Raw genomic sequence first — 25994 nt, forward strand, 5'->3', positions numbered from 1 at the left:
ATGATAGTTGTTTACTTTATAATCACCGTAGTGATTTTTATCTTTGATTAGTGATGTCGATTAGAAAAAAAATTATAATTGTATCGATTATATTTGTTATTTTTGTCTTAGGATTTATTTATTATATTAGTAGATCGAGTATTAAAGTAATTCCTGGTTACGTTAGTACAGATGTTAGATATATATCTTCACAGGAAAGTGGTAGGCTTCTTAGACTAGATGTAAGTCAAGGAGAGTATATTAGAGAGGGACAATCATTATTTCTAATTGATTCATCAAAAAACCAGACTTTATTAGATTCAAATAAATTTTTGTATAGTGCATCTCAGGCAGTCTCAGAAAATATGTCTAAAGGTAAAAGACAACCATATATAGAAAAGACAGCCATCGATATATCTAATGCTAAAGCAAATTTAGCCGTTGCATCTAAAGAGTATCAGCGCCAACAAATGTTATTAAAAGATGATAGTACTTCTCAAAAAGAATTTGAACAGGCGCAAAGTAAATATATCCAAGCAAATAATCAAGTTGAAGCATTAGAGGTAATGCAAATTATTAATAATTTACCTGCTCGAGAGGATTTGCGAAATGCGGTTGACTTTATGTCAAAATTTATCAATAGTAACTCTAAATATTTACAACAAAAAATCAGTTCAGCAGATGTTAAATCACTAGAAAATGGTTATGTTTATCAGATTTTTTATCACAAAGGTGAAGAAGTGCGTGCGTATAGTCCTGTAATGACTATTATTAATCCTGAAGATGTATATATTGTATTTTATTTATCAAAGGATAATTTAGCTAACCTACATATTGGCCAAACTATTAAATTTATTACACCTAATAATAAGAGTTTAGAAGCTAAGGTTAGTTATATCTCACAAAAGGCTGAATATACACCACCATTATTGTATGGCATAAATTCTGATTCAGAGATTTCTTTTGAAGTGCATGCTAAGGTTGATTACTCCGCAAATAGCTCTGAGATTCATATCGGAGAGCCTGTAAAGGTAGAGCTAGGATGATAAGTGACAAAGAGGATCAACTAATAATAGATGTCAAAAACCTTACCAAAGTCTATGGTGATAAAACGGTAGTTGATAATATCTCTCTGCAAGTTAAGCAAGGGGATATTTATGGTTTTTTGGGACCTAATGGTTCAGGTAAGACAACTTCTATAAGAATGGTATGTGGCTTGCTGCCAATAACAAAAGGTGAGGGTACTTGTCTTGGTTATGATATAGGTACTCACGCTAGTATTATTAAACAGCAAGTTGGTTACATGACTCAGAAATTTACACTCTATCCCGATCTTACAGTTAGAGAGAATCTCAAGATTTTTGCGCGACTTCATAGTTTAAAAAATATTAAAGAAGCTGTTGAGAAAACAATAGATAATCTGCAAATAGGTAAAGCTAGAGCGAATCAAAAAGCTTATGAGTTATCAGGTGGTTGGAAACAAAGATTAGCTTTGGGTGTGGCAACAATTCATGATCCTAAATTATTACTATTAGATGAACCTACAGCCGGAGTAGATCCAAAAGCACGTAGAGAATTTTGGGACTATATATCAACACTATCAAGTAAAGGCATCACAACATTGGTATCAACTCACTATATGGATGAAGCAGAAAGATGCAATAAGTTGTCATATATCGCTTATGGAAAGCTGTTATCTAGTGGTACTCAAAAAGATATTATTGATAGCTGTGGTATCAAAACATACAATATTTCAGGCAAAAATGTTTATAGCCTTGTGTTAGAGCTTCAAGATAATACTGAAATTGAGCAAGTATCAATGTTTGGTAGTAGTGTACATCTTAGTGTTAAAAATAATGTTGATATTACACACATTCAAACAAAGTATAATCAATTTGAATGGCAATCAATAGAAACATCACTTGAGGATGCTTTTATATATTTGATGAGTAGCCAAAAGGATAACTTTGCATGAAGTATTTTGATATTAATAGATACTATGCGATTTTTCTCAAAGAAGTTATTCATATGCTTAGAGATAAAGTCACAATTGGACTAGTGATTGGTATACCACTTATTCAGCTAATACTATTTGGCTTTGCTATAAATATGAATCCAAAGCATTTAAGTACAGCAATAGTTAATGCTGATAAGACACTACAAACAAACTATCTAATCGAGAAAATTAATAATACGGGTTATTTTGATATCAAATATCAAGACATCTCAAGAGATGATGCTACAACACTAATGCGTAAAGGTAAGGTACAGTTTATCATAGATATACCGCCTAACTTCACTAAGCAAGTTTATCGTGGTGAATCTCCGAATATTCTAATAATAGCAGATGGAGCAAATGCAACTTCAAACTCAGGTGCTTTACAAGCTGTTGATAAGGTCAAAGAGATATACAGTCAATACTTTTCTAATAAACAAATATCTCAGCCACAGCCTTTTAATTTTGTAATCCATAATAAATATAATCCAGAGAGTAAAACACAAAATAATATCGTACCAGCATTGGCAGGAGTGATTTTGACTATGACTATGGTTATGGTTACATCTTTGACAATCACACGCGAGAAAGAGTATGGAACTATGGAATCTCTGCTTGCAACACCTGTTACCTCTCTAGAGATTATTTTCGGTAAGATTACTCCATATATTGTGGTTGGCTATATTCAGTTATTGCTTATTATAATATTTGCCAAAGTAATATTTGGAATAACTATAGTTGGTAGTATTTTACTATTACTTATCGCAACTTTTCCTTTCATTATTGCAAATCTCTTGGTGGGTATTACATTTTCAACTATTGCTGACACACAATTACAAGCAATGCAAATGACATTTTTCTTTTTCTTACCATCGATATTGCTGTCAGGGTTTATGTTTCCATTTGATGGTATGCCAGAGTGGGCACAAGTCATAGGTAATATTTTACCATTAACTCATTATCTAAATATTGTCCGAGAAATTCTTCTCAAAGGAGGAGGATTCTTTGATATCCTCAATAGTATTTACCCACTATTGATTTTTATGATTGTGGTTTCGATAATATGTATTAAAAAATACAAAAATACTATTTAGATGAACTTTAATTCTACTTAAATACAAATTTCTTTTATGGTATCTTTAAGGCTTAAAAATTAGAATCTAAAAAATTAGGAAATAAGTTTGTTAAATTATAAAGAGAATTTTGTTGGCAGGAACATCAAATCAGATGTATTATCTGGTTTTGTAGTTGCAGTTGCTCTTATCCCTGAAGCTATAGGCTTTTCATTTATTGCTGGAGTATCTCCTACAGTTGGTTTATATACTGCTTTTATATTAGGTTTGATAACAGCTCTTATAGGTGGTAAGCCTGGGATGGTCTCTGGAGCAACTGGAGCGGTAGCAGTTGTGTTAGTAAGCTTAGGTATTCAAGTTAAAGCATCACTTTCTCCTGAGACGCTTCATAGCTTAACAGCTTCAGGAGAATTGAGTAGTTATATCTTACAGTACATATTGTTATGTGCGATTATGGCTGGTGTTATACAAGTTATAATTGGGATACTTCGCTTAGGTAAATTAATTCGCCTAGTACCACAACCAGCGATGTATGGTTTTGTTAATGGTTTAGCGATAGTTATCGCGCTAGCGCAAATACCATTGTTTAGAGATGAAGGAATTGCAATGTATGTTCTAGTTGGTGTAACTATGCTGATTGTTTACTTCTTGCCTAAATTTACTGACAAAGTGCCTTCAGGTCTAGTAGCAATTATTGTTATAACAGCTGTAGTTGTATTCTTCAAATTACAGACAAAAAATGTTGGAGATTTGGCAGATATCTCTGGAGCATTTCCAAGTTTTGCATTGCCTAATATTCATTTGACTATGCAGTCATTTCTTATAGTATTACCTTATGCTGTGATTGTTGCACTTGTTGGTTTGATTGAATCACTACTGACATTATCAGTGCTTGATGAAATGGATAATAAGCGTGGTAATGGTAATCAAGAGTGTATAGCTCAAGGTACTGGTAATATTGTTTGTGGTTTCTTTGGTGGTATGGCTGGTTGTACCATGATAGGTCAGTCAATAATTAATTTCACAAATGGTGGGCGTGGGCGTTTATCATCATTAACAGCAGCATTGCTATTGATATCTTTTGTAGTTGCTCTATCTGGGTATATATCTTATATTCCTGTCGCGGTGTTAGCTGGTATTATGTTTATGGTATGTATCAATACTTTTGAGTGGGAGAGTGTTAATCGTATTCGTTATATGCCAAATTCAGATAAAGTTGTTTTAGTAGCAGTTACAGTTATTACAGTATTTTCAGATTTAGCAATTGCTGTTATCTCTGGTGTGATTATTTCAGCTTTAGTTTTTGCTTGGAAAAGTTCACAAGTACATAGCCGTACTCACAGAGAAGATGACAATACAAAAGTATATGAGTTTTTTGGACCACTATTTTTTGGTTCAACATCTTCGTTTAAGAGCTTATTTGATGTAAATTATGATCCAGAAAGTGTTATATTAGACTTTGCTAACTCTAGAGTTATGGATATCTCCGGAGCTGAGGCAATAGATGATATTACTAAGAAATACTTAGATTTAGGTAAAAAAATTACGCTTAAACATCTAAGTGAAGATTGTCGTAAAATACTCAAAAGTGCAGGTCCATACTGTGTTTTTGAAGAAATAGATCCAACTTATAAAGTCGCGAGGGATGTCTAATGGAAAAGACTAAAATAAATACTACTAATGCACCACAAGCTATAGGTTCGTACGAGCAAGCTATAAAAGTAGGAAACTTTGTATATACTTCTGGTCAAATACCACTAAAAGCAGATGGTACTATGTCTGGAGAGTGTGTTAAAGAACAAACTACTCAAGTCATGCAAAATCTAAAAGCAGTATTAGAAGCAGCAGGCTCAGGTCTAGATAAAGTAATCAAGGCAACTATCTTTATCAAAGACATGACAGAGTTTAAGCTTATTGATGAAGTTTATGGCTCTTTCTTTAATGGTAATTTCCCAGCTCGTTCATGTGTAGAGGTAGCTAGATTACCAAGAGATGTGAGAGTTGAAATAGAAGCAGTGGCTTTAGCAGAGTAATAATTTTCTAATATACTATCTCTTAGTGTAAGAGATTATAAAGTTTAAAGCCTAAGACAGTAATTATCATAACTACAGAAGGGTAGAATGTTAAAGTAAACCCTAAACCTCTGGCACCAGCACCTTTTCTATAATTGACAAAGAATAATATTCTTCCTAGAGCAAAAGTGAAAGCTGCGAAAATGATAGTTGACATACTTTGAGCTGGCATAGTTACAGACCAAGCAGTGTATGCTACAAAAGCTATGCATAATTGTTCTAAAGTATTCTGTATTAAAGATTGTAGGATCTTAGCTTGCTGTGATCCTTGTGTTAACCCACTACCATTTATATCAGTATCACTAAAGAAGCGATATTTTGCTAATCTTGCTACGGCAATTATAAGAAATACTCCAGGAATTATTAAACTATTAAAAGCTATAGTAATTTTATTATCAATTTTTACCAAATTAAAAACATCACATATTGATCCTATAGCAACTATAAAAACAGATAGAACTATTCCAATTAATAATCCCTGTAAAACGCCTTTTTGTTCATTGGTCATTATATCTAATCCTATATTTTTATCTCTTAGAAGTATTATGATTTTTTAAATGATAACTTGCAAACTTTAGTAAAAACAATTTACTTAGGATATCTTTATAAGATATATTGAAATTATGACTTCTTAATTTTGAGATCAATATGAAAATATTTCGTCATTTATATGCACAGGTTTTACTTGGTATATTTATAGGAGTTTTACTTGGAATTATGACTCCTGAATTTGCAGTAGCTTTGAAGCCTTTTGCAGATGTTTTTGTTAAATTAATCAAGCTGATGATAGCTCCAATTATTTTCCTCACTTTGGTATCTGGTATTGCTGCAATGAAAGATTTAAAAGCAGTGGGTAAGATAGGTGGAGTGGCATTATTGTATTTTTTCTCAATGACTATAGTTGCTCTAATCATTGGGATGTTTACAGCAAATTTATTAAAGCCTGGATTAGGTCTTAATATTGATCCATCTACTCTAGATGCCAGTGCTGCAAAAGCTTATATGGGTAATGTTGAGCATGTAGAGAGTATTCAAGGTTTCTTTATGAATATTATCCCTCATACATTTGTAGGAGCTTTTACAGATGGTGATATTTTGCAGGTACTATTTGTATCAATATTATTTGCTGTTGGCTTAGTAATGTATGGAGAATCAGGCAAGCCAATACTAGATGGTATTCAGAGCTTATCCAAAGTGTTTTTTAAGATAATTCATGTGATAATGCACTATTCACCGATAGCTGCTTGTGCTGCGATTGGTTATACAATAGGTATGTATGGGGCAGGTACACTGCTTGGATTGTTGGGGTTGTTGCTATGCTTTTATATTACATGTTTGATATTTATCTTAGTATTTTTAGGGTTAATACTAAAGCTATATTGTGGCATAAATATATTTAAACTACTTGGATATATCAAGACAGAAATACTTATCGTATTAGGTACTTCATCATCAGAAACAGTTCTACCAAATTTGATGGAGAAACTTGAGAACTTAGGTTGTGATAAATCGGTTGTGGGTCTGGTGATACCAACTGGATATTCTTTTAATTTAGATGGTACAGCGATATATTTATCACTAGCTGCGATATTTATAGCACAAGCATTAGGTATAGAGCTTACTTTGAGTCAGCAGGTTTTTATGCTGTTAATTATGGTTATTAGTTCAAAAGGAGCTGCAGGTGTTACAGGCAGTGGATTTATCATATTAGCGAGTACTTTGAGCGCCTTGGGCGTAGTACCAGTTGCAGGTATTGTGATTATCTTAGGTATAGATAGATTTATGTCAGAAGGGCGTGCTATTACAAATATGATTGGTAATACTATTGGGACAATTATAATATCCAAATGGCAGAAGAAATTAGATATTGATAAATTAAATATAGAGTTGAGAGGGTAACTTACAGTCTAACAACTCTATCAAAACTTTCCAAAAGCTTAGCATTATGAGTAATAAATATTACAGTCTTATTCTGCATAAGCTCAACCAAGTTTTCAAAAACTAATCTTTCAGTTTCTTTATCAAGACCTTCGGTTGGCTCATCTAGTATAAGTATAGGCTTATCTTGTAAGAATGCACGCGCTAAAGCTAGGCGTTTTTGTTGACCACCTGATAATTGCCTACCAAGCTCACCAGTCCAAGTATCAAGACCTTTTGGCAATGATTCAACGTGTTTTTTTAGTTCAACTTTTCCTAAGGCTTCTAGGAGCTCTTCTTCAGTAGCATTATCTTTAGCAATCTTTAGATTTTCTCTAATTGTTGTGTTAAAGATATGTGGAGATTGATTAATCACAGTCATTAGGTTTCTAAGTTGGTCTTCGTTAAATTCTTTGATATTTCTATCGCCGATAGTGACTTCGCCACTACTAACATCCCAGAATCTAGCAAGTAGGTTGATAATGGTAGATTTGCCTTTTCCTGTTGGTGCGAATAGTGCTGTTTTTTCATTTTGTTTGATTTTTAAACAAAAATCTTTAAGTACTGATTGCTCTGCATTATATCCAAAATCAACATTATTGAAGCTGATACTATAGTTATCTAAACTAATGTCAGAGTTCGTTGGATACTCAACATCTGCTTTAGCATCTGTAATATTTAATATCCTTTTTGAAGCAGAAATTGTCTTACCTAAATACTGATATGCTAGTGGTAATGGCATAATTGACTCAAACATCGCCATTATCGCCAAGAATATCAAAGCAATAAATGCACCACTTATATAGCCATTTTGAGTTAGTTTGACTGCAAAGACTGTTACCATAACTACAGTTAAGCCTAATGCCAAAGTCATTAAAGCACTACCAAAACCACTTATAAAACTGATTTTTTCTTCTTGCTTTAGTAGTTCAGAATTTTGCTTTTTAATCTTTTCAAGATGCTTACCTTCTAGGTCAAAGATTTTAAGCTCTGCTAGAGAATTAACATGTTCTGTGATATTTGTTTTTAATTCAGCACTAGTGTGATTAAGATCTTGAGTTTTTTTCATGGCTAATAGACTACTAACTAATGGTATTACAAAACCTATTAGTAACAGTGCTATAAATGTAAGTAGTGCAAGACTTAAGCTAAAGAAGCTAAATAATATAGCTATAGTTATACTTGCTAAGACAAATACAACGGTTGGAGAAATTATACGAATATATAGATTATCTAATGCACCAATATCATTGACTAGACGTGTAAGTAAGTCGCCACTTTTATATTTGTACAAATGAGAAGGCGCTAATGATTCAAGCTTTTGATAGAACCACACACGAATATCTGTGATTATTCTAAAAGTTGCTTCGTGTGTTAGTATTCTTTCACCATATCTACTTAGTATTCTACCAAGTGAGAAAGAGCGTACACCAGCAGAAGGGTAGAAATAGTTAAATGAAGTTGCAATAGCATAGGTAGTAGTAGCTAAATAACCAGTATATGAGATAAACCAACCAGATAGTGACATTAAGCCTATACCCATAAGTATTGCTGACCATGCAAGTAGGGTACCCAAGAGCATCCATTGAGTTTGATTTTTAAACAGCTTTATAAACGGTATTAAATTTCTCATGCTGTTACCTCATTTCTATAGAAGTTATAGAACTCACTATTTTGATCGCTAACTAGCTCTTCAAATGTTCCTGTTTCAACTATTTTTCCATCTGCTAAGACTACAATTTTGTCAACACACTCTAGGAAGCTTAATTTGTGAGTTAGCATAATCACAGTTTTATCATTCCAGTTTGATTTAAGTGAGTTGATAATTTTTTCTTCACTATTTTTATCTAAGCTCGCTGTAGGTTCATCGAGAATTAGAATATCATGAGGTTTTAGATATGCACGAGCTAAAGCTAATCTTTGTGCTTGACCTCCAGATACTCCTATATTCTGCTCACCAACCTCCGTATATAAACCATTTGCAAGAGAGCTTACAAAGTTATTTAAATCAGTGTTTTGTAAAGCTTGATTTATTTGCTTATCTGTAGCGCTAGCATTTGCCAGTAGTAGATTATCTTTGATAGAACCTTTGAATAATGATGAGTTTTGTCCTAGCCACGAGATATTTCTAAGCCAAGATTTTTCTTCAAGATTTTTTAGCTCAATATTGTTATTAACTAAGATATTGCCTTGATATTTTATAAAACCAAGTAGCGTATTTATCAGTGTGGTTTTACCTGCGCCACTAGCTCCAACTATAGCTATTTTCTGTTTGTGATTAATCTCTAAAGAAACATTATCAAGAGCCGTTTTATCATCATACTTAACTATCAGATCTTTGATGTTTATAGAGTTTACTTTATCGTTAAATATTTCATTTCTTTCTTGATGAGACGGTTGCACCTCAAATATTTTAGAAATTTCTAGAGCTGCACCAACTGCTTCCGCTTTGGCATGATAATGAGTGCTAAGCTCTCTAAGGGGCATAAAAAATTCAGGGGCTAAAAGTAGAATAAATAATCCACCTTGTAAAGTTATATTTTCTAGCGACCACCAAATATCATTACCTGCGCCGGCATTGATAAAGCCCATACCAAGATATATCGCAACAAGAGCGATAGAAGCAGCAGCAAAAAGCTCAAGTACAGCCGAAGATAAAAAGGCAATTTTAAGAACTTTCATTGTACGGATTCTATAGTTATCAGATGCTTCGTAAATAGTCTCGCTATGAGATTTACTTTTATTAAAAAGTTTTAGAGTTGTAAGTCCTTTTAGAGTATCTAAGAAAGTCATACTCATTCTTGCAAGTGTTTTAAAATGTTTTTGGCTCTCAGATTCTGCACCTAAACCTACCAAGATCATAAATAGTGGTATAAGAGGAGCACATATTAGTAGTAGAATCCCACATACTATACTTTGTGGAAATATGAATATTAGAATAGCCAGTGGTAATAGTCCAGATAATGTTATTTGAGGTAAAAATTTAGTCAAGAAACCTGTTAGCCCTTCAACTTGCTCCATAGCACTAGTTATTATGTTTGCATTAGAAGTTTTATTAAGCTCAATAGGACCAAGACTATTGACATGAGCTAGGATATCTTCACGAATTTGCTTTTTGACCATTGTTGCGGCTTTGTAGCTTACTATTTCTCGGATCCAGCTTAGAGCAGCTCTAACTAGTACAATCACAATAATCAAAACAAAGTAAGTACTTAGTTGACCTAAGGTTGAATTTTGTAGATATGCTTCATAAGAAATATGAGCAAGTAAATACAGCTGACCTATTAGTAGTAGGCCACTAAGAAAAGCGATTAATACAGTTAATTTAATCCATTTTTTAGCAGGAGATGCGATATCTTTAAGCCAATTCCTTGCTAGTTTCTTATCTTCTTTAGATGCATCTGATAGCATTAGAGATTCATTAGTTTTTATTTTGTTTTAAATTATAACACAATAGAATTACAAACTTGTTTATCATGTCAAACTAGTGCTGAAATATAGTAAAAAAAAGAGTTTTGTGGTAATTTTTATAATAGTTAATTCATTACCCTGAGGTTTATGGGATGAAAAAAAGATATATACACTTATTTATATTGGGCCTAGTAATAGTACCATTATTTTGTGGGGCTGTTCCTGAAGCTACCTCTATGGATACTCCAGCTCAAAATATAAGTGATGATGGTAGTACAAATCAACAGCAGTCAGAAACTGTCAAAACTTTGTCGGATGTCGAGTCTGAAAATAATCAAGCAACTATTAATAACTCCAGTAAGACTCAAACTATGAAAGAGGAAATTGGTAATATTGATGATGCAGCTAATGGTTTGACCAGCTAGCTAAATTTAATAAATTTGATATATAGCTATTAGGAGATTATTTTATGAAAAAAATTAAGATAGCAATTGCCATGGCAACCTTGGGGTTATCTACTTTGTCATTAGGATATGCCGATGACTTTGACTATTCACAAGGAGATTCTTATCAGGTGGGCAAGGAGCTCGGTCAATCAGTTACTCAAGCAAAACAGGATATTATTGAGAAGACTAACAATGCTTCACAATCTATGAATCAAACATATAATGATGTTAAGAATAAATTTTCAGAAACAGCTAATCAGATAGTAGATCAGGCAAATAAAAGTCAAGAAGCTATAAAAGCAAAGGCAAGTGATGCATCAGATACTTTGAATGATATGACTAATAGCGCCCAAACAAAAGTTCAAAACTTTAAAAAAGGATTTGATGAAGGTACAAGTGATGATCAAGCCAGTAGTGGCGCTACGATGGTTTTTTAAATAGTTAGAGTAGAATTTTTATGAGAATGTTTAAGAAAATTTTTGGGAAAATTAATGTTCCATTAATTATTTTCCTAGTATTAGTGGGTGGATTGTTATTTGTTGCAAATATGAAGAATCAACCTGTAAAAGAAGCTAAAGAAAAAGTAAATAATGCTGTGGATAATGTCTCTAAGTCACTTAATAGTGCAGCAAAAAGCAATAGTAGTCCAATAGAATCATAGCTGTATATTTATCTAAAAGTAAAAATAGTAGGGTTGATTTTTATTTTTGTAACTACTTTATATAGTAGATGAATATTCCAATATATCATTGATATGCTTGAGGCAATTGCTAATCCATATACACCCCAGTATATCGTAAAAATACTTCCTAATACGATATTTAGAATTAGTGCAATATAAAATGCAAAGCAAGTACTTCTTTCAAATCCTGCCATGTTAAGAATAGTTGCTACACAACCAGAAAGGACATTAACAATTTGTCCAATCATTAGGATACAGAAAATAAAGTATGATGTTGTATATTGCTCTCCATACATCAAAGTTATTGGATAACCACAAATAATTAGTCCTAGAATAGCGAGAATAGATAAAACGAATATTATTCTTGTGTATGATGTTATCTTCTGTTGAAATATCTCTCTAGAGTTATTTTTGTAGTCATCTGCTATCTGTGATAAAACATTTGAGTTGACAGCATTTAATACAAAACTTACTAAAGCACTGAGCTGTAGTGCAACACCAAATAGAGCTACATCACTAGGACCTGATAATCCTTTTAAAATGATAATATCAATCTGTGATAGAAGTAATAATCCCCATTGCATTAAGGCAAAAGATAAATTGCTACCAACAGGTTTGGCACTTTCGAAACTATATTTAGATGTTTGGATAAGCCATATAGATGTAACATATATGGTCATAAAAATCATCATTGTGCCAATAAGCATTGCAGTGTCATTAATGTATAAAACTATAAAAGCTATAGTTAAAAATAGCATAATAAGTCTTAATCCAAGTTGCATTAAATTGGCAAAAACAACCACTCTTCTTGCGACAAAGAATGATTGGAATATATTTGCCATAAAAAATGGTACGGCAAATAAGAGTGCAAAATTTTCTATAGAATTATCATGGTGTTCAGAGTGGTTATAAAAAGTTATTAGAGCAATCAATATGATTACTATTGCAAAGCCTCGTTTAAAGTACCAGTTGTGGACTCGATACGTTTCTTTATGGCGCTCAAAGTTGCTTTTTAGGTCAGATTTACCCCAAGTTCTAGCTAATATGCCTCCGGCTCCCATAGTTGCTATTACTGCTATGATAGTGGCAACTGTAACTCCAAAGATATAAAAGCCATAGTCTTTTATATTCAGGTGCCGAGCTAATAGTATAGCCGTAATAAATGCACATGCTTGACCCAAAGCTTGAACTACCATTGTTTGCAAAGATTTAGATAGTATATGATTAGAACGTATTTTATTTATCAAGATTAGCTAAGTAGTTTATTTTTCAATTAATTTAACAAGATTTTAACAGTAAAGAGCAGATAATATAAGGATAATTTTGACTAGATTACTTTGTTTGTGTATTGAATGTCTCTAGTGCAAGAGCAAGAGAACCTTTAACGCCTGTATTATCGCCAAAAGAAGCAGGTACTATAAAGCTATCCATATCTTTTAATGCAGGATAATCAAAGTAGTTATTTAAGTATTGTTTCACATTTTTACGAATCATATCAAACAAGATTGTTTTATGCATTACACCACCTCCAAGAATAATCTTTTCTGGAGAAAATGCACATATATAGTTTACTAATGCTTTTGCTAGATATTCTGCTTCAAATACCCATGCAATATGATCATCGTTAAGAGCTCCTGCATGAGCAACTTGCCATCTTTTATTTATGGCTGTACCAGAAGCTAGACCTTCTATACATGTGCCATGAAAAGGGCAGCAGCCCTCGAATTTATCTTTAGGATTTTGTGGGATGAAAAGATGACCAATCTCAGGATGCATAGCTCCTTGGACTAATCTATTATTACATATAACACCTCCACCAACACCAGTACCAACTGTTAGATATAAAAGATTTTCTAGGTCTTGAGCACAACCCCAAAGTTGTTCGCAAATTGCCGCAGCATTTACATCAGTATTAAAACCAATCGGTCCTTTATATACTGACTTTATAGCTCCAACGATATCAAAGTTTTGCCATGCTATCTTAGGGGTGTTTGTAATATATCCATAAGTTTTAGATTTGGTATTGATATCAATAGGTCCAAAACATGCCAAACCTAGAGCTTTGATCTCATAATTATTCTGATAATCTCTTATTATCTCAAGAACTTCAGACATTGTTTCTTCTGGAGTAGTAGTATCTGTACGATGACGTTCAATTACATTTCCATCAAAATCACCAATAGTTGTAAAAAACTTGGTTCCACCAGCTTCTATACCTAATAAATGCATATCAATTGATTTAAATAGTGTATTTAATATTCTAAATAGTATCACTGATAAGCTTACTTTAGAATTATTTGATTGAATGTTTATTAAGTTTTTGAGAAGTTTATTTTTGATTTTTTAATTTATCAGTAAATATTTTCAGGTCTTTTTTTTCAAAGTCATATTTTAATTCATTATTAGCTTGAGCTAGACAGTTTGATAGATATCCTTTTATAAAATTAATGCTATTATCATTCTCCAGTTGTTTAGAAATATGAAGAAGACTTTTTTGGATGCGTTTTGCTACCTGAAGATTATTGCTTCCATAAATTCTTATATATTCAAATCCACTTTTTATAAAACGATCTATCTCAATACCCTCCACATAAATATTTTTATAAATAACTTTGGTAGTAGAGTCTGTATGATCAATTAGATACTTCAAACAACGATTAAGCGAATCAATAATATTAATAGCAGTTCCAGGATCATTTGTTCTAGGACTTAAAGCTTTAGCTGCGATTTCACTGAGAGTTTCTACTCCAAATATTGGATCTTCAATAAAGTTTTTTTCATTAGAGATAATAAAATTATCAGTAATTTTGCTAAGCATCTCTTTAGATAAATATTTGGGAGATTTGATATAAGCTATAATTTCATAGCTAGCTAAGTGTTCTCCTTTGTATTTTACAATGTATAGTTTTGCATTTAGTTTTTCACAATGCTTGTTTAGAAGTTCTAGATGAATTTCATTAAGAAATCCATAATGATCAGAGTAAATTGGTAGTGCCTCTTCTGGTATTCTTTCTTTATCCAGCTTATTACAGTACATGTACGGATTTTTTGTATATTGTTTAACTGTAGAAAAAGCTTGTTTCTCTGTTTTTTGCAAGATAGTTTTTATTTGTCCAAGTTTTGCAATATTGTCAATCCATACAATAAACGTAAGAATAATCCATATAAATACGAGTATGGTAATAATAAATATTAAAAAGATTCCTGTTTGATTAAAAATTCCAGATTTAAGACCAATAGTAGCAACAACCCCATATATAAAAGCGCCGATAAAGGTTGATGTAGCTTTATGAGAGGTGCTGTCTCTTAGAAGTATAGATAGTACTCTAGGTGTTCCGGATTGACTAGCTGATGTATAAGCTGTAACTATAGCACCCACAGCAAAAACCATTGCTGCAATCATACTATTTGTAATTATAGAGAGTAGGGTAGTAACAGTATCTTTATTAATAGTTGTAGAATAGAAATTTATACCTATTTTCTGAAATAGATAACAAAAATATATTGCTAAAGTTGCAACAACACAATAAGCTGCAGGTTTAAACCACAATTTACTTCTAAGTATATATATCTGATGTTTTACAAAGTTTATAAATTTTGACATTATTTAATCTTCCATAATATTTCCCTGATGAAATTTCATTTTCCAATCATTATCTACTTTAATCCAAATAGAACATCTATGGTGTTTTTGAGGGCTATCTAAATTTATAGTTTTATATGTTACCAATACTATATGCTCATTAAGCTTATCAATCTCAAAGCTATCATTAACTATTTTTATGTTAATTTTAGCTGGTGAGAATGTGGATTCTAAAATGTCTTTTTTTGTATAGAAATATCCAGATTTTCCAAACTCTTTAAAGTCATCCATTAAAACTCTAGATATATATTTATAATCAAAGCGAGTTTCATAGGATAGTAAAGATTGCTCTAGATTAAGAAGAAGTTGACAAAGAGAAGTCATAGGATTATTTAATAACAGAAATTCCACCCATATAGTTAATGAGTGCTTCAGGAATCATGATAGATCCATTTTCTTGTTGGTAATTTTCAATAATAGCTAGTAATGTTCTACCAACTGCTAAACCAGAACCATTTAAAGTATGTACTAATTCAGGTTTCTTCATACTTGGATTTTTGTGTCTAGCTTTCATACGACGTGCTTGGAAGTCTCCGCACCAACTACATGATGATATTTCTCTATAGGTATTTTGAGAAGGTATCCATACTTCTAGATCATAAGTCTTTTTCGCACTAAAGCCCATATCTCCTGTACAAAGTTTGACTACTCTGTATGGCAGGTTTAGTTTTTGTAGTACTTTTTCTGCATGAGATGTTAATAGCTCCAAAGATTCTTCACCTTTATCAGCTGTAGTGATATGGACCATCTCAACTTTCTCAAATTGATGTTGACGAATTAAACCTTTAGTATCACGCCCATAAGAACCAGCCTCACTTCTAAAACATGGTGTGTGTGCTGTGTAGTATCTAGGTAGAGATTCTGTATCTAAGATTTCATCTCTTACTAGATTTGTGATAGGTACTTCTGCCGTTGGTATTAGGCTATATTCAAAGTCACCTTCTAATTTAAACAAATCTTCAGAGAATTTAGGTAACTGGCCTGTTCCATATAAACTATCATTATTTACCATATATGGCACATATAATTCTTCATAGCCATGCTTTTCTGTATGCATATCTAACATGAATTGTGTCAATGCACGATGAAGCTTAGCAATCTTACTTTTTAGAACTACAAAGCGACTACCTGTGATTTTTGCTGCAGCTTTGAAGTCAATCATATTGAGTATTTCACCTATATCTGCATGATCTTTAGCTTGAGCTTCAGGATGAAATTCACGAGGAGTCCCCCATTTTTTTATCTCGACATTTTCACTCTCATCCTTACCAACTGGTACATCATCAGCTGGAAGATTTGGCATTGAAAGAAGAGTGTTGTTTATACAATCTTGAAGGTCTTTTAGCTCTTTTTCGATTACTTTTAGTTCATCGTTAATATCATTAACTTTGGCAAAAATATCACTAGCATCTTCACCTTTAGACTTTCTTTTACCTATTTCTTTGGAGATAGTATTACGTTGAGATTGAAGCTCTTGAGTTCTCTCTTGAAGATTTTTTCTTTTTACTTCTTGAGCTTTGAATTCTGCTATATCAAACTGATAACCTCTGGTTGCGAGTTTCTCAGCTACTTCTTCTAAATTATCTTTAATATATTTAGCATCAAGCATTTTGTCTGAAATCCTTATTTTTCAAAATTAAAAATAGTTTTGCCTGTCATTTCTTGAGGCTGAGTAATATCCATCACATTAAGTATAGTTGGAGCAATATCAGATAACTTACCATGATCTAAAGCTACTTGAGCTTTTTTATGTCCAACATATACAAATGGTACCAGATTGGTAGTATGAGCAGTATGAGGTTTTTGTGTTTTAGGATTAACCATCATATCAGCATTACCATGATCTGCAGTAATGAACATGTTACCGTCATGTTCAAGTATTGCATCTTTTAACCTCGCTAAACATTTATCAAGATATTCAATTGCTTGCATTGCTGCTTCATAGTTACCAGTATGACCAACCATGTCTGAGTTTGCATAGTTGCAAACTATACAATCATATTTACCATTATTGATGGCATCAACTAATTTGTCAGTAACTTCCGGAGCAGACATCTCTGGTTGTAGATCATAAGTGGCAACTTTTGGAGAAGGAATTAAGATCCTATCTTCACCTTCGAATTGATCTTCCTTACCACCATTAAAAAAGAATGTTACGTGAGGATATTTTTCAGTTTCAGCTATTCTTAGTTGAGTCTTATGATTCTTCATTAGTACTTCGCCAAGAGTATTTATTGGCTGATCCGGTGGGAATGCTACATTGCATTTAAGTTTTGAATCGTACTCTGTAAGAGTTGTGAAGTTTATGTTTAAATGTCTGTCTTTCGGGAAATGATCAAAGTTTTCATCTGTGAAAGCATGAGATATTTCTCTAGCTCTATCAGCTCTGAAATTCATAAAAATGACACTATCATTATCTTCAACTTTTATCAGTTTTCCATCTTTTTGGATACAAGTTGGAATGACAAATTCATCAGATTGATCTCTAGCATAAGACTCCTCTAGAGCTTCAAGCGCAGAATTACAAACAAACTCGGCATCTGCATTGACTATCGCGTTGTAAGCTTTTTCAACTCTATCCCAACGATTGTCTCTGTCCATTGCATAATATCTACCACTGACGCTAGCGATATACCCGATTTCTAAGTCTTGTAATAACTTGTCTGTTTTTTTGATAGAGTCTTCAGCGGAGCGCGGAGGAGTATCTCTACCGTCTAAGAAAGCATGTAAGTATACTTTTTTGACACCTTTTTGCTTGGCAATTTTTATCATTTCAAAAATATGTTCTTCGTGAGAATGAACTCCGCCAGGAGAGAGTAGACCCATTAAGTGAAGGTTTGAATCTTTTTGGATAACATTGTCAATAGCATCACAGATGGCTTTATTGTCACCAAAAGTTTTTTCTTCGATTGCTTTGTCAATTTTTGTAAGCTCTTGATAGACCACTCTACCACAGCCAATATTTACATGTCCAACCTCAGAGTTTCCCATTTGGCCTCTAGGTAACCCAACTTCTAAGCTAGATGCGCTAATTAATGTTTTAGGAAAATCTTGCCAAATGCTATCCCAGGTAGGTGTATTTGCATTTCTGATGGCATTGAAGTAATCACTTTCGCTGTAGCCCCAACCATCCAAGATCACTAAAAGAGTAGTTTTTTTCATATTTATCCTCAAAAACTTTTAACTTTTGAAATTATTTTTAAATACGATTGTCATTATAACTTTATATTTGGAGTTTGTCTGCTTTGATACAAAAAAATGAAATGTTTTTATCTTTTATGTATTTTCCTAATATTATTTATGTGAAGTTAATTTTCTTATATAATTCTAGGTGGGTATTATCTACTTTTTATTAACCAGGATAATTTTTTATATATGAAAACAAGTAAACTGCCAGTCTTAAATAATACAAATGCTTTAAATGCTTTGATTAGTGCTTTTGCTGAAGAGTTGATGAGTAAAGGGTTTGAAGGTGATATACATTCTGATTATGCTTCAAGAATATCATCATCAATGGATAACAGTGTATATCATGTTGTTCCTGAGCTTATTGTTTTTCCATATGGTAAGAATGATGTTAATAGAGTTTTTGCATTAGCGAGTAAGAAGGAGTATCAAGAAATTAAATTTGCTCCTCGTGGAGGTGGTACTGGTACTTCAGGGCACTCATTATGTGCGGGGGTCATTATAGATACTAGTCGATACATGAATAATATTCTAGAAGTAGATTTTGATAATGGATATGTTAAAGTTGAGCCAGGTGTTGTGCTTGACCAACTTAATGATACATTAACTGATTCAGAATATTTCTTTGCACCAAATTTATCACCTAGTAATAGAGCAACTTTAGGAGGTATGGTAAACACCGATGCGTGTGGTAAAGGTTCTAGAATTTATGGACGGACAAGTGCGCATGTCTTAGAGTTGGAGTGTACTTTAATAAATGGGCAGAAGTTATCTACTAAAAAAATTAAATTAAGTGATCTTAATGAAGATAAATTAAATGACATTGAGAAAAATATATACTCAATAGTTGTTGAACATATTATAGATAAGTACGAATTAATTGAGGAGAAATTTCCCAAGTTAAGTCGTTATTTAACAGGCTACAATCTTGCCAAAACTTATAACAAAGATGACAATACTGTCAATCTAAGCTATTTAATATCTGGTTCGGAAGGAACATTAGCTTTTGTTACGGAACTCAAACTTAAACTAACTAAAAAACCTAAATTTAAAGCACTGTTTGCGATTTCATACAATAGTTTTGATGATGCGTTGAGAGCTGCTAGAGATTTATTGTCATCTAAGCCATCAGCTATAGAGACCATAGACAATAATATAATTGAAATTGCAAAGGGCGATGAGATTTATCACAAGATAAAGTATATGCTTGAAAAGAATAACTCTATTAATGTGGCAGCAGTAAATTTAGTTGAATTTATTGCTGATAGTCAACATGAGTTAGATAATATGACCTCGCGTCTAGAAAGGCAATTACTAGAAAAACAATCAGTGTTTCATTTCACAGAAAGCCAAACTGATATGGATAGTCTTTGGGAGTTGAGAAAAAAAGGTGTAGGCTTACTTGGTGCAATGAAAGGAGATCGTAAACCAATACCTTTCATTGAAGATACAACAGTAGCTCCTGAGAAATTAGCAGACTATATCAAAGAGTTAACAGTGTTGCTAGACTCTTATGGTGTAAGATATGGGATGTTTGGTCATGTTGATGTAGGGTGTTTGCATGTAAGACCAGCACTAGATATGTCCTCAGCTGAAGATTCTCAGAAGGTTAAACAAATTACTCAAAAGGTTAGTGAACTTGTTAGAAAGTATGGTGGGGTTTTATGTGGTGAGCATGGTCACGGCTATCGAAGTGAATATATAAAAGAGTACTTTGGTCAAGAGCTTTATGACTCATTAGGACATATCAAAAAAGTATTTGACCCGCATAATCAACTTAATCCGGGTAAAATTACTGTTCCAACAGGTAGTAAGGATAAGCTTGTAAAAGTAGATGGGCCATTCAGGGGTTATTCAGATGAGCAAGTGCCTAAAGATATGCGCGAACAATTTTCTGGAGCATATAACTGTAATGGTAATTCGCAGTGTTTAAACTATAATTTAGACACTGTAATATGTCCATCAGCCAAAGCTAGTAGAAACTGGTTATATTCACCAAAAGGAAGATCAGCGGTATTACGTGAGTGGCTTAATCAGCTTTCGGCAGCAGGATACTCAACAAAGGATAAAGTCTATAATACAGGTTTCGATAAAATAGAAGATTATCCTGATGATTTCTCTCATCAAGTTTATGACTCTTTGGATAAATGTTTAGGATGTAAAGCTTGTGTGTCAGGTTGTCCTATAAAAGTTGATATCCCTACAATGAAATCTAAATTCTTATACCATTATCATTCTAAGTATAAGAGACCTGGTCTAGATTATTTCGTTAAATATAGTGAGTCACTGTTGAGAATCAACTTATATATGCCAAAAATATATAATGATATTTTTAATACTCAGTTTGTTAGAGCTGGATTGACTAATTTAGTTGGTTTTGCAGATACTCCAATCATCAGTTCGTTAAATTTAAGGTCAGAGCTCAAAAAAAGAGGCGCTCCAGAGTTTAATCTTGAAGAAATGAGAAGTTTGTCTACTGAACAGAAGAAAAAAGCTGTTTGTATCGTCCAAGATATATTCACATCACTGTATGATACTCATATAGTTCTGTCGTTGTATGATTTCTTGACAGCACTAGGCTTTAGAGTATATTTTGCTCCGTTTAGAGTTAATGGTAAGCCTTCTCATGTGAAGGGTTTTCTGAAGTATTTTAAAAAGCATGCTCTAAAAGCTACTAAACTATACAATCAAATAGCTGAAACTAAAGTCGAAATGATTGGGGTTGATCCTGCTATGACGCTGGTTTATAGAGATGAGTATAAACAAGCTTGTCGAGATAAAATAAGATTTAAAGTCAAACTGGTACAAGAATGGTTGATAACAAAACTTGATACCTTACCTACTATGCAAAAAATGTTAGATAAAGAGTTTAATCTTTTTAATCATTGTACAGAAAAGTCTTTATCTGTCGTGTCAGTAGAGCAGTGGCAAAAAATATTTAAGCATTTTGGTGTTGAGACAAAAGCAGTTAAAGTTGGATGTTGTGGCATGTCTGGTAGTTTTGGACATGAGACTAAACATATTGATGCTTCTAAACATATTTATAATTTGAGTTGGAAAGCTAAAATTAAAGAAAGTGGTATAAGATCTGTGATTGCCACAGGATTCTCCTGTAGGTGCCAAGTCAAACGTATGGAAGGACATACAATAAAACATCCTGTTGAGATATTGGAATTAAATAGAAAAAAACAGCATAAAGTGTTGACACATAAAATCTAGTCAGTATAATAAACATCAAATCTTTAGGGTTGTTAGCTCAGTCGGTAGAGCAGTTGGCTTTTAACCAATTGGTCACAGGTTCGAATCCTGTACAACCCACCATTTATTTTACCTCTTACTTCAATTTTTTTGTAGTTATGGGTTGTTAGCTCAGTCGGTAGAGCAGTTGGCTTTTAACCAATTGGTCACAGGTTCGAATCCTGTACAACCCACCATTTACCTAAAATATTTCATATAAAAAACTTAATAGGTAAATAATTATTTATTAATATTATTATTTTGGAAGTTCCAATATAATATTAATACTTTAAAAGTTAGAAAATTACTATGTCTAGTGTAAATTTAAAACACCCAAGAGCTTTACCTATTTGCTTTCTTACTGAAATGTGGGAAAGATTTGGTTATGCAATAATTGCAACAACAATGATTTTTATTTTGATCCAAAGGTTTGACTTAAATGATAGTAAAGCAAATATTATAGTTGGCTCATTTAGTGCAATGCTTTATATAACATCAGTATTAGCGGGGCAAGTTGCTGATAAGCTTATAGGGTATTATCGTAGTGTGCTTTTGGGAGGCGTCTTCTTAATAGCAGGCTATACATATCTTGTGTTTGCAAGTGACTTATTTACCTTTTGCATTGCCTTAGGGGCTGTCTGTAGTGGCACAGGTTTATTGAAAACGAATGTTGGTAGCTATTTAGGTCATAGTTATAAGCCTGAAGATACTCACCGTCAGAGCGGATTCACAATATTTTATGTCGGGATAAATATAGGAGGGTTGCTTGGTTTTTCAACAGCAGGTTATATATATAATTCTATGGGAGATATAGCAATATTTGTTTTAGCTGCGATAATGATTCTGATAGGAACTTTAACTTTTTATATAGGATTCAAAAAATTAAGTTTGGAATTGTATAGAGAAAGTGTCAGCGTTTTTCAATGGATTCTTGCTATAGCTATATCGATTGGTGGAGGGTTAGCAAGTGTAATTGTTATATACAACCCTAGTATTTCTAATTTGTTCTTAATTTTAATTATCATATTTAGTTTATTTGTTATATTTAAGGGTGCTAAAGATCCAAAAGATTTGAAGAAGGCAGTATCCTACCTAATATTTTTGATAGTTGCTGTAGCATTCTGGGCGTTATATAACCAAATATTTATGTCGTTAAATCTGTTTATAGATAGAGTTGTTGATCATAGAATTTTTGGAGTTAATATTCCAACTCAGTCATTTCTAATATTTAATACTTCGACAGTATTAGGAGGAGGTGTTTTATTAGGACTTTTATGGAAAAAATACAATTTATTAGACATCTATAAGTATTTAATAGGGATGTTTATATTAATCTTTATGTATGTGACTGTCGCAGTAGGAATTCATCTATCTGGAGTAGATACACAAAGTCTAGTAAGTGGTTATTGGGTTGCTTTATGCTATATCTGTCTTGGTTTTGCAGAGCTCTTTGTATCAGCAATAGGATTGTCTTTAGCAACTAGACTGGCTCCACGTGGACAGATAGGTGCTTATATGGGATTATGGCTAGTAAATATTGGTATTGGTGGATTTGTAGCAGGTATTATTGCAAATTTTGCAGCCATATCTGATAACAATATAAATAATATTATTGAACTTAAACATGTATATTTACATGGTTTTAATATCTATATCAGTATTGCTGTGATTGCATTTGTTATAACCATGGTAGCAACCTTTTTTATCAAAAAACTACTTGGTGATGATGCTTAAACTATAAGGAAAACATATATGGAAGTAATTCTTTAATATTTGTTTGTTTTATATCTGTTTTTTTGATGTTAGATAATATAATTGGACACTCAAGATCTAGAAGCTCAGACATAACTTGTCGGCAAGCTCCACATGGAGAAACTCCTTCCGGAGTGTCAGCAACTACTGCGAGTTTTTTGATATCTTCTTTACGATAGCCTTGTGCATAAGCATAGAATAATACTGTTCTTTCAGCACAGTTGCATAGTCCATAAGAAGCATTTTCTACATTAGCACCTTTTAAAATAGAGCCATCTTTCATTAATAGTGCAGCACCAACATTAAACTTAGAATATGGAGTATAAGCATTCTCAGCTGCTTGTATAGCTGCATCAATTAGTTTGTTGTTAATATCATTGCTCATTAGTGTTTATTTTTCCTTAGTTTTCAAAATTATTCTCAATTGAGTGTTTTATAATTGACATTATATTCTGTATACCTTCATCATATCTGCTTTTATTGACTGATTCTGAAGTTATTCTCTTTGCTAGAACTGTACATATACAGCTGGCTTGCAAGCCAAAAGTGGCACATACTGTAAGCAAAGCAGAAGACTCCATTTCTAGATTAAGAACGTTTAATTTTCTCCACTCATCTAGAGATTCTCTAAAATGTTTTCTTACATAACCGCTATAGCTATCTCTTCTTTCTTGGCCTGGGTAAAAGGTGTCAGAAGATCCTGTAATTCCACAGTGAATATTTATATCTAATGATTTTGCTGAGTTGTATAAAGAACTATTTAACTTAAAGTCAGCAACCGCAGGATACTCTATTGGCGCATAATGATATGAAGTTCCATCTAGACGAACAGAAGCAGTGGTTAATATCAAATCACCAAAATCAATATTTTCTTGAATAGCACCACATGTTCCCACACGTATTAGTTTTTTGATTCCTATCATAGCTAGTTCTTCGATACATATTGCTGTTGAAGGACCACCCATACCTGTTGATATGATGACAGTATTTCTGCCAGCTACTTTAGCCAAATACGATGTATATTCTCTATTAGTAGCAAGAAACTTAGCATTTTTATCTAGCATTTTTGCTAAAGGCTCTGACCTTTTAGGATCTCCAGGAAGAACTGCGATTTCTGCACTATTTATCATCTCTTCACTTAATCCTATGTGATAAAGCACTTCGTCTCTTGCTACGCGTTTATTAGCTATATTTATATTACTCATAACTTTAAATATTCAGATTTACTCATATAAACATTCTACTCTTAATAATTTTAAATAGAATATATTAAGCAATTTTTTTATAATACTGCAAAAAGTAAATTTATAAATTATCATGAAGCAACAGTACGCGAATTTTGCAACCATTGAGAATTTTTTGTTATGTGAAACGCCTGATCAATGGATACAGAAAGCATTAGTAAATATAGAGCTTATGCTTGTAGATCATGCTCACTGTGAGATGAAAGCAGCATCTTCAGCTATGACATATATTTATAGACACCCTGACAAATATGAACTGGTAACTAGAATGTCTAAGATCGCTAGAGAAGAATTGGTACACTTTGAGCAGGTGTTGCGTATTATGAAAAAGCGAGATATTCAATACAAAGCTATATCAGCATCTAGATATGCTAGTCAATTAATCAAGGCCGCTAGGACAGATAAAGAAGGACGCTTTATTGATGCTTTGATAATTGGGGCATATATAGAAGCTCGTTCTTGCGAAAGGTTTGCAAAAGTTGCTCCATACTTGGACTCTGAATTACAGAAGTTCTACAATGGGCTATTAGAGTCAGAAAAAAGACATTTTACGATATATCTGCATTTTGCAGAAAAATATTCTTCTACAGATATTGGCGAAGATATCAAAAGAATAGGTGAAATAGAAAAGGATCTTATATTATCTTCAGATTCGGAGTTTAGATTTCATAGCGGTATCTAGGTATAGATTATTAACTTTACTAGATTATCGGTAATTTCCATTTATATATTATTGACATAATTCTTATTGTCAGACCAAAACCTATAATTATTGCAGCACTTATATATAGGTTTACATTTAGGTATATGAAAATAATGTTCATTCCTCCTACAACAGCTGCTACTGAAGCGTATAGCTCTGCTGTAAAAGCAACTGGGATATCATTACAGATCATATCACGCATGATACCTCCAGCAACGCCGTTAAGTATAGCTATAACAACACCAACTATAAAAACACTAAAGAACTGCATATTAAATACTTCAGTACAAATCTGGTGTGCAATGCTACTACCTATGTAAGCAAAAGCAATAAGACCAATTGAATCTAATATCAAAAATATTTTATAAAACTTATTAATGTATTTTTGTGTAAAGATAGCAATAATTGAGAAAAATAAACATATAACAATGTAATAAGGGTGGAGGATAATCGTTACAGGAAGATTACCTAAGATTAGGTCTCTGACTACACCGCCACCTAAAGCAGTTGTTAAAGCGATTGCTACAACTCCAAAAGCATCCATATTTCTTCGAGACGAAGATATAACACCTGTCATACTTTCAGCAATTATTCCTATAAGAAACATCACTGTAAAAATATAAGGTCCTGATATTCCAACGTGATACATGATT

General features: G+C 32.7%; 24 protein-coding genes and 2 tRNA genes. 14 read left to right on the forward strand and 12 right to left on the reverse strand.

Going from position 1 to position 25994, the window contains the following annotated elements; genetic code table 11:
• The first annotated feature begins 53 nt into the window (after positions 1-53).
• The 5 genes from F3D59_RS03445 to F3D59_RS03465 all read left to right on the forward strand — a co-directional run bounded on the left by F3D59_RS03445 (position 54) and on the right by F3D59_RS03465 (position 5081).
• On the forward strand, positions 54-1025 hold the full coding sequence (locus tag F3D59_RS03445) for an HlyD family secretion protein (RefSeq protein WP_150463806.1): 972 nt from the start codon (positions 54-56) through the stop codon (positions 1023-1025).
• Entirely contained in the window at positions 1022-1954 is a 933-nt protein-coding gene (locus tag F3D59_RS03450) for an ABC transporter ATP-binding protein (RefSeq protein WP_149368032.1), read from the forward strand. Before F3D59_RS03445 ends, F3D59_RS03450 begins: the two co-directional genes overlap by 4 nt.
• Entirely contained in the window at positions 1951-3069 is a 1119-nt protein-coding gene (locus tag F3D59_RS03455; RefSeq protein WP_150463807.1) for an ABC transporter permease, read from the forward strand. Before F3D59_RS03450 ends, F3D59_RS03455 begins: the two co-directional genes overlap by 4 nt.
• Before the next feature lie 87 nt (positions 3070-3156).
• Positions 3157-4701 carry a SulP family inorganic anion transporter gene (locus F3D59_RS03460; RefSeq protein WP_150463808.1) on the forward strand — a complete coding sequence of 515 codons (1545 nt, stop codon included), beginning with the start codon at positions 3157-3159 and terminating at the stop codon, positions 4699-4701.
• Positions 4701-5081 (forward strand): RidA family protein, encoded by a 381-nt coding sequence (locus tag F3D59_RS03465; protein WP_150463809.1) that lies wholly within the window; start codon positions 4701-4703, stop codon positions 5079-5081. The genes F3D59_RS03460 and F3D59_RS03465 overlap by 1 nt, the downstream gene beginning before the upstream one ends.
• A 22-nt stretch (positions 5082-5103) precedes the next feature.
• Here the strand turns inward: F3D59_RS03465 and F3D59_RS03470 are convergent, their stop codons facing one another.
• Entirely contained in the window at positions 5104-5628 is a 525-nt protein-coding gene (locus tag F3D59_RS03470; RefSeq protein ID WP_150463810.1) for an MAPEG family protein, read from the reverse strand.
• Positions 5629-5768: 140 nt separating this feature from the next.
• Here F3D59_RS03470 and dctA point away from each other — a divergent pair, with 140 nt between their 5' ends.
• A complete protein-coding gene (gene dctA, locus F3D59_RS03475) occupies positions 5769-7019 on the forward strand; it encodes a C4-dicarboxylate transporter DctA (RefSeq protein WP_150463811.1) in 1251 nt (416 codons plus the stop codon).
• Between the two features lies 1 nt (position 7020).
• Here dctA and cydC read toward each other — a convergent pair whose 3' ends face one another.
• Both cydC and cydD read right to left on the reverse strand, forming a co-directional pair.
• Positions 7021-8670 (reverse strand): heme ABC transporter ATP-binding protein/permease CydC, encoded by a 1650-nt coding sequence (gene cydC, locus F3D59_RS03480; RefSeq protein WP_150463812.1) that lies wholly within the window; start codon positions 8668-8670, stop codon positions 7021-7023.
• Positions 8667-10448, reverse strand: a complete 1782-nt coding sequence (gene cydD / locus F3D59_RS03485) for a heme ABC transporter permease/ATP-binding protein CydD (protein ID WP_150463813.1) — start codon at positions 10446-10448, stop codon at positions 8667-8669. The genes cydC and cydD overlap by 4 nt, the downstream gene beginning before the upstream one ends.
• Before the next feature lie 152 nt (positions 10449-10600).
• Here cydD and F3D59_RS03490 point away from each other — a divergent pair, with 152 nt between their 5' ends.
• The 3 genes from F3D59_RS03490 to F3D59_RS03500 are packed head-to-tail and all read left to right on the forward strand — an operon-like array spanning position 10601 to position 11555.
• A complete protein-coding gene (locus tag F3D59_RS03490; RefSeq protein WP_150463814.1) occupies positions 10601-10873 on the forward strand; it encodes a hypothetical protein in 273 nt (90 codons plus the stop codon).
• Between the two features lie 44 nt (positions 10874-10917).
• Entirely contained in the window at positions 10918-11331 is a 414-nt protein-coding gene (locus tag F3D59_RS03495) for a YtxH domain-containing protein (protein WP_150463815.1), read from the forward strand.
• A 20-nt stretch (positions 11332-11351) separates the two neighbouring features.
• Positions 11352-11555 carry a hypothetical protein gene (locus F3D59_RS03500; RefSeq protein ID WP_150463816.1) on the forward strand — a complete coding sequence of 68 codons (204 nt, stop codon included), beginning with the start codon at positions 11352-11354 and terminating at the stop codon, positions 11553-11555.
• Between the two features lie 8 nt (positions 11556-11563).
• Here F3D59_RS03500 and F3D59_RS03505 read toward each other — a convergent pair whose 3' ends face one another.
• The 6 genes from F3D59_RS03505 to gpmI all read right to left on the reverse strand — a co-directional run bounded on the left by F3D59_RS03505 (position 11564) and on the right by gpmI (position 18381).
• Positions 11564-12823, reverse strand: a complete 1260-nt coding sequence (locus F3D59_RS03505; protein WP_150463817.1) for a lipopolysaccharide biosynthesis protein — start codon at positions 12821-12823, stop codon at positions 11564-11566.
• Between the two features lie 85 nt (positions 12824-12908).
• On the reverse strand, positions 12909-13805 hold the full coding sequence (locus tag F3D59_RS03510; RefSeq protein WP_150463818.1) for an ROK family protein: 897 nt from the start codon (positions 13803-13805) through the stop codon (positions 12909-12911).
• 100 nt (positions 13806-13905) lie between these two features.
• Positions 13906-15180, reverse strand: coding sequence for a DUF2254 domain-containing protein (locus tag F3D59_RS03515; protein WP_150463819.1), 1275 nt, complete (start codon positions 15178-15180; stop codon positions 13906-13908).
• 3 nt (positions 15181-15183) lie between these two features.
• The gene (locus tag F3D59_RS03520) at positions 15184-15570 is read right to left on the reverse strand and encodes a nuclear transport factor 2 family protein (protein WP_041263809.1); all 387 of its coding nucleotides are present in this window, start codon (positions 15568-15570) and stop codon (positions 15184-15186) included.
• A complete protein-coding gene (serS, locus tag F3D59_RS03525; RefSeq protein ID WP_150463820.1) occupies positions 15548-16828 on the reverse strand; it encodes a serine--tRNA ligase in 1281 nt (426 codons plus the stop codon). The genes F3D59_RS03520 and serS overlap by 23 nt, the downstream gene beginning before the upstream one ends.
• 14 nt (positions 16829-16842) lie before the next feature.
• Positions 16843-18381 carry a 2,3-bisphosphoglycerate-independent phosphoglycerate mutase gene (gene gpmI, locus F3D59_RS03530; protein WP_150463821.1) on the reverse strand — a complete coding sequence of 513 codons (1539 nt, stop codon included), beginning with the start codon at positions 18379-18381 and terminating at the stop codon, positions 16843-16845.
• Positions 18382-18594: 213 nt separating this feature from the next.
• On the opposite strand from gpmI, the gene F3D59_RS03535 reads away from it, so the two are divergent.
• The 4 genes from F3D59_RS03535 to F3D59_RS03550 all read left to right on the forward strand — a co-directional run bounded on the left by F3D59_RS03535 (position 18595) and on the right by F3D59_RS03550 (position 23376).
• Positions 18595-21624, forward strand: a complete 3030-nt coding sequence (locus F3D59_RS03535) for an FAD-binding and (Fe-S)-binding domain-containing protein (protein WP_150463822.1) — start codon at positions 18595-18597, stop codon at positions 21622-21624.
• Between the two features lie 26 nt (positions 21625-21650).
• Positions 21651-21726, forward strand: a tRNA-Lys gene (locus tag F3D59_RS03540).
• 37 nt (positions 21727-21763) lie between these two features.
• Positions 21764-21839: transfer RNA gene (locus F3D59_RS03545), tRNA-Lys, on the forward strand.
• A gap of 112 nt (positions 21840-21951) precedes the next feature.
• The gene (locus tag F3D59_RS03550; protein WP_150463823.1) at positions 21952-23376 is read left to right on the forward strand and encodes a peptide MFS transporter; all 1425 of its coding nucleotides are present in this window, start codon (positions 21952-21954) and stop codon (positions 23374-23376) included.
• Position 23377: 1 nt separating this feature from the next.
• Here F3D59_RS03550 and cdd read toward each other — a convergent pair whose 3' ends face one another.
• Together cdd and udp are read right to left on the reverse strand one after the other, a co-directional pair.
• Positions 23378-23779, reverse strand: coding sequence for a cytidine deaminase (cdd, locus tag F3D59_RS03555; protein WP_013923428.1), 402 nt, complete (start codon positions 23777-23779; stop codon positions 23378-23380).
• A 16-nt stretch (positions 23780-23795) separates the two neighbouring features.
• The gene (udp, locus tag F3D59_RS03560; protein WP_150463824.1) at positions 23796-24599 is read right to left on the reverse strand and encodes a uridine phosphorylase; all 804 of its coding nucleotides are present in this window, start codon (positions 24597-24599) and stop codon (positions 23796-23798) included.
• Positions 24600-24708: 109 nt separating this feature from the next.
• Here udp and F3D59_RS03565 point away from each other — a divergent pair, with 109 nt between their 5' ends.
• Positions 24709-25320, forward strand: coding sequence for a tRNA-(ms[2]io[6]A)-hydroxylase (locus F3D59_RS03565; RefSeq protein WP_187986016.1), 612 nt, complete (start codon positions 24709-24711; stop codon positions 25318-25320).
• A 19-nt stretch (positions 25321-25339) separates the two neighbouring features.
• On the opposite strand, the gene F3D59_RS03570 is transcribed toward F3D59_RS03565, so the two are convergent.
• Positions 25340-25990 (reverse strand): trimeric intracellular cation channel family protein, encoded by a 651-nt coding sequence (locus F3D59_RS03570; RefSeq protein ID WP_013923425.1) that lies wholly within the window; start codon positions 25988-25990, stop codon positions 25340-25342.
• Positions 25991-25994 lie beyond the last annotated feature (4 nt).

This window comes from Francisella sp. XLW-1 (assembly GCF_008711455.1).
GTDB lineage: Bacteria > Pseudomonadota > Gammaproteobacteria > Francisellales > Francisellaceae > Francisella > Francisella salimarina.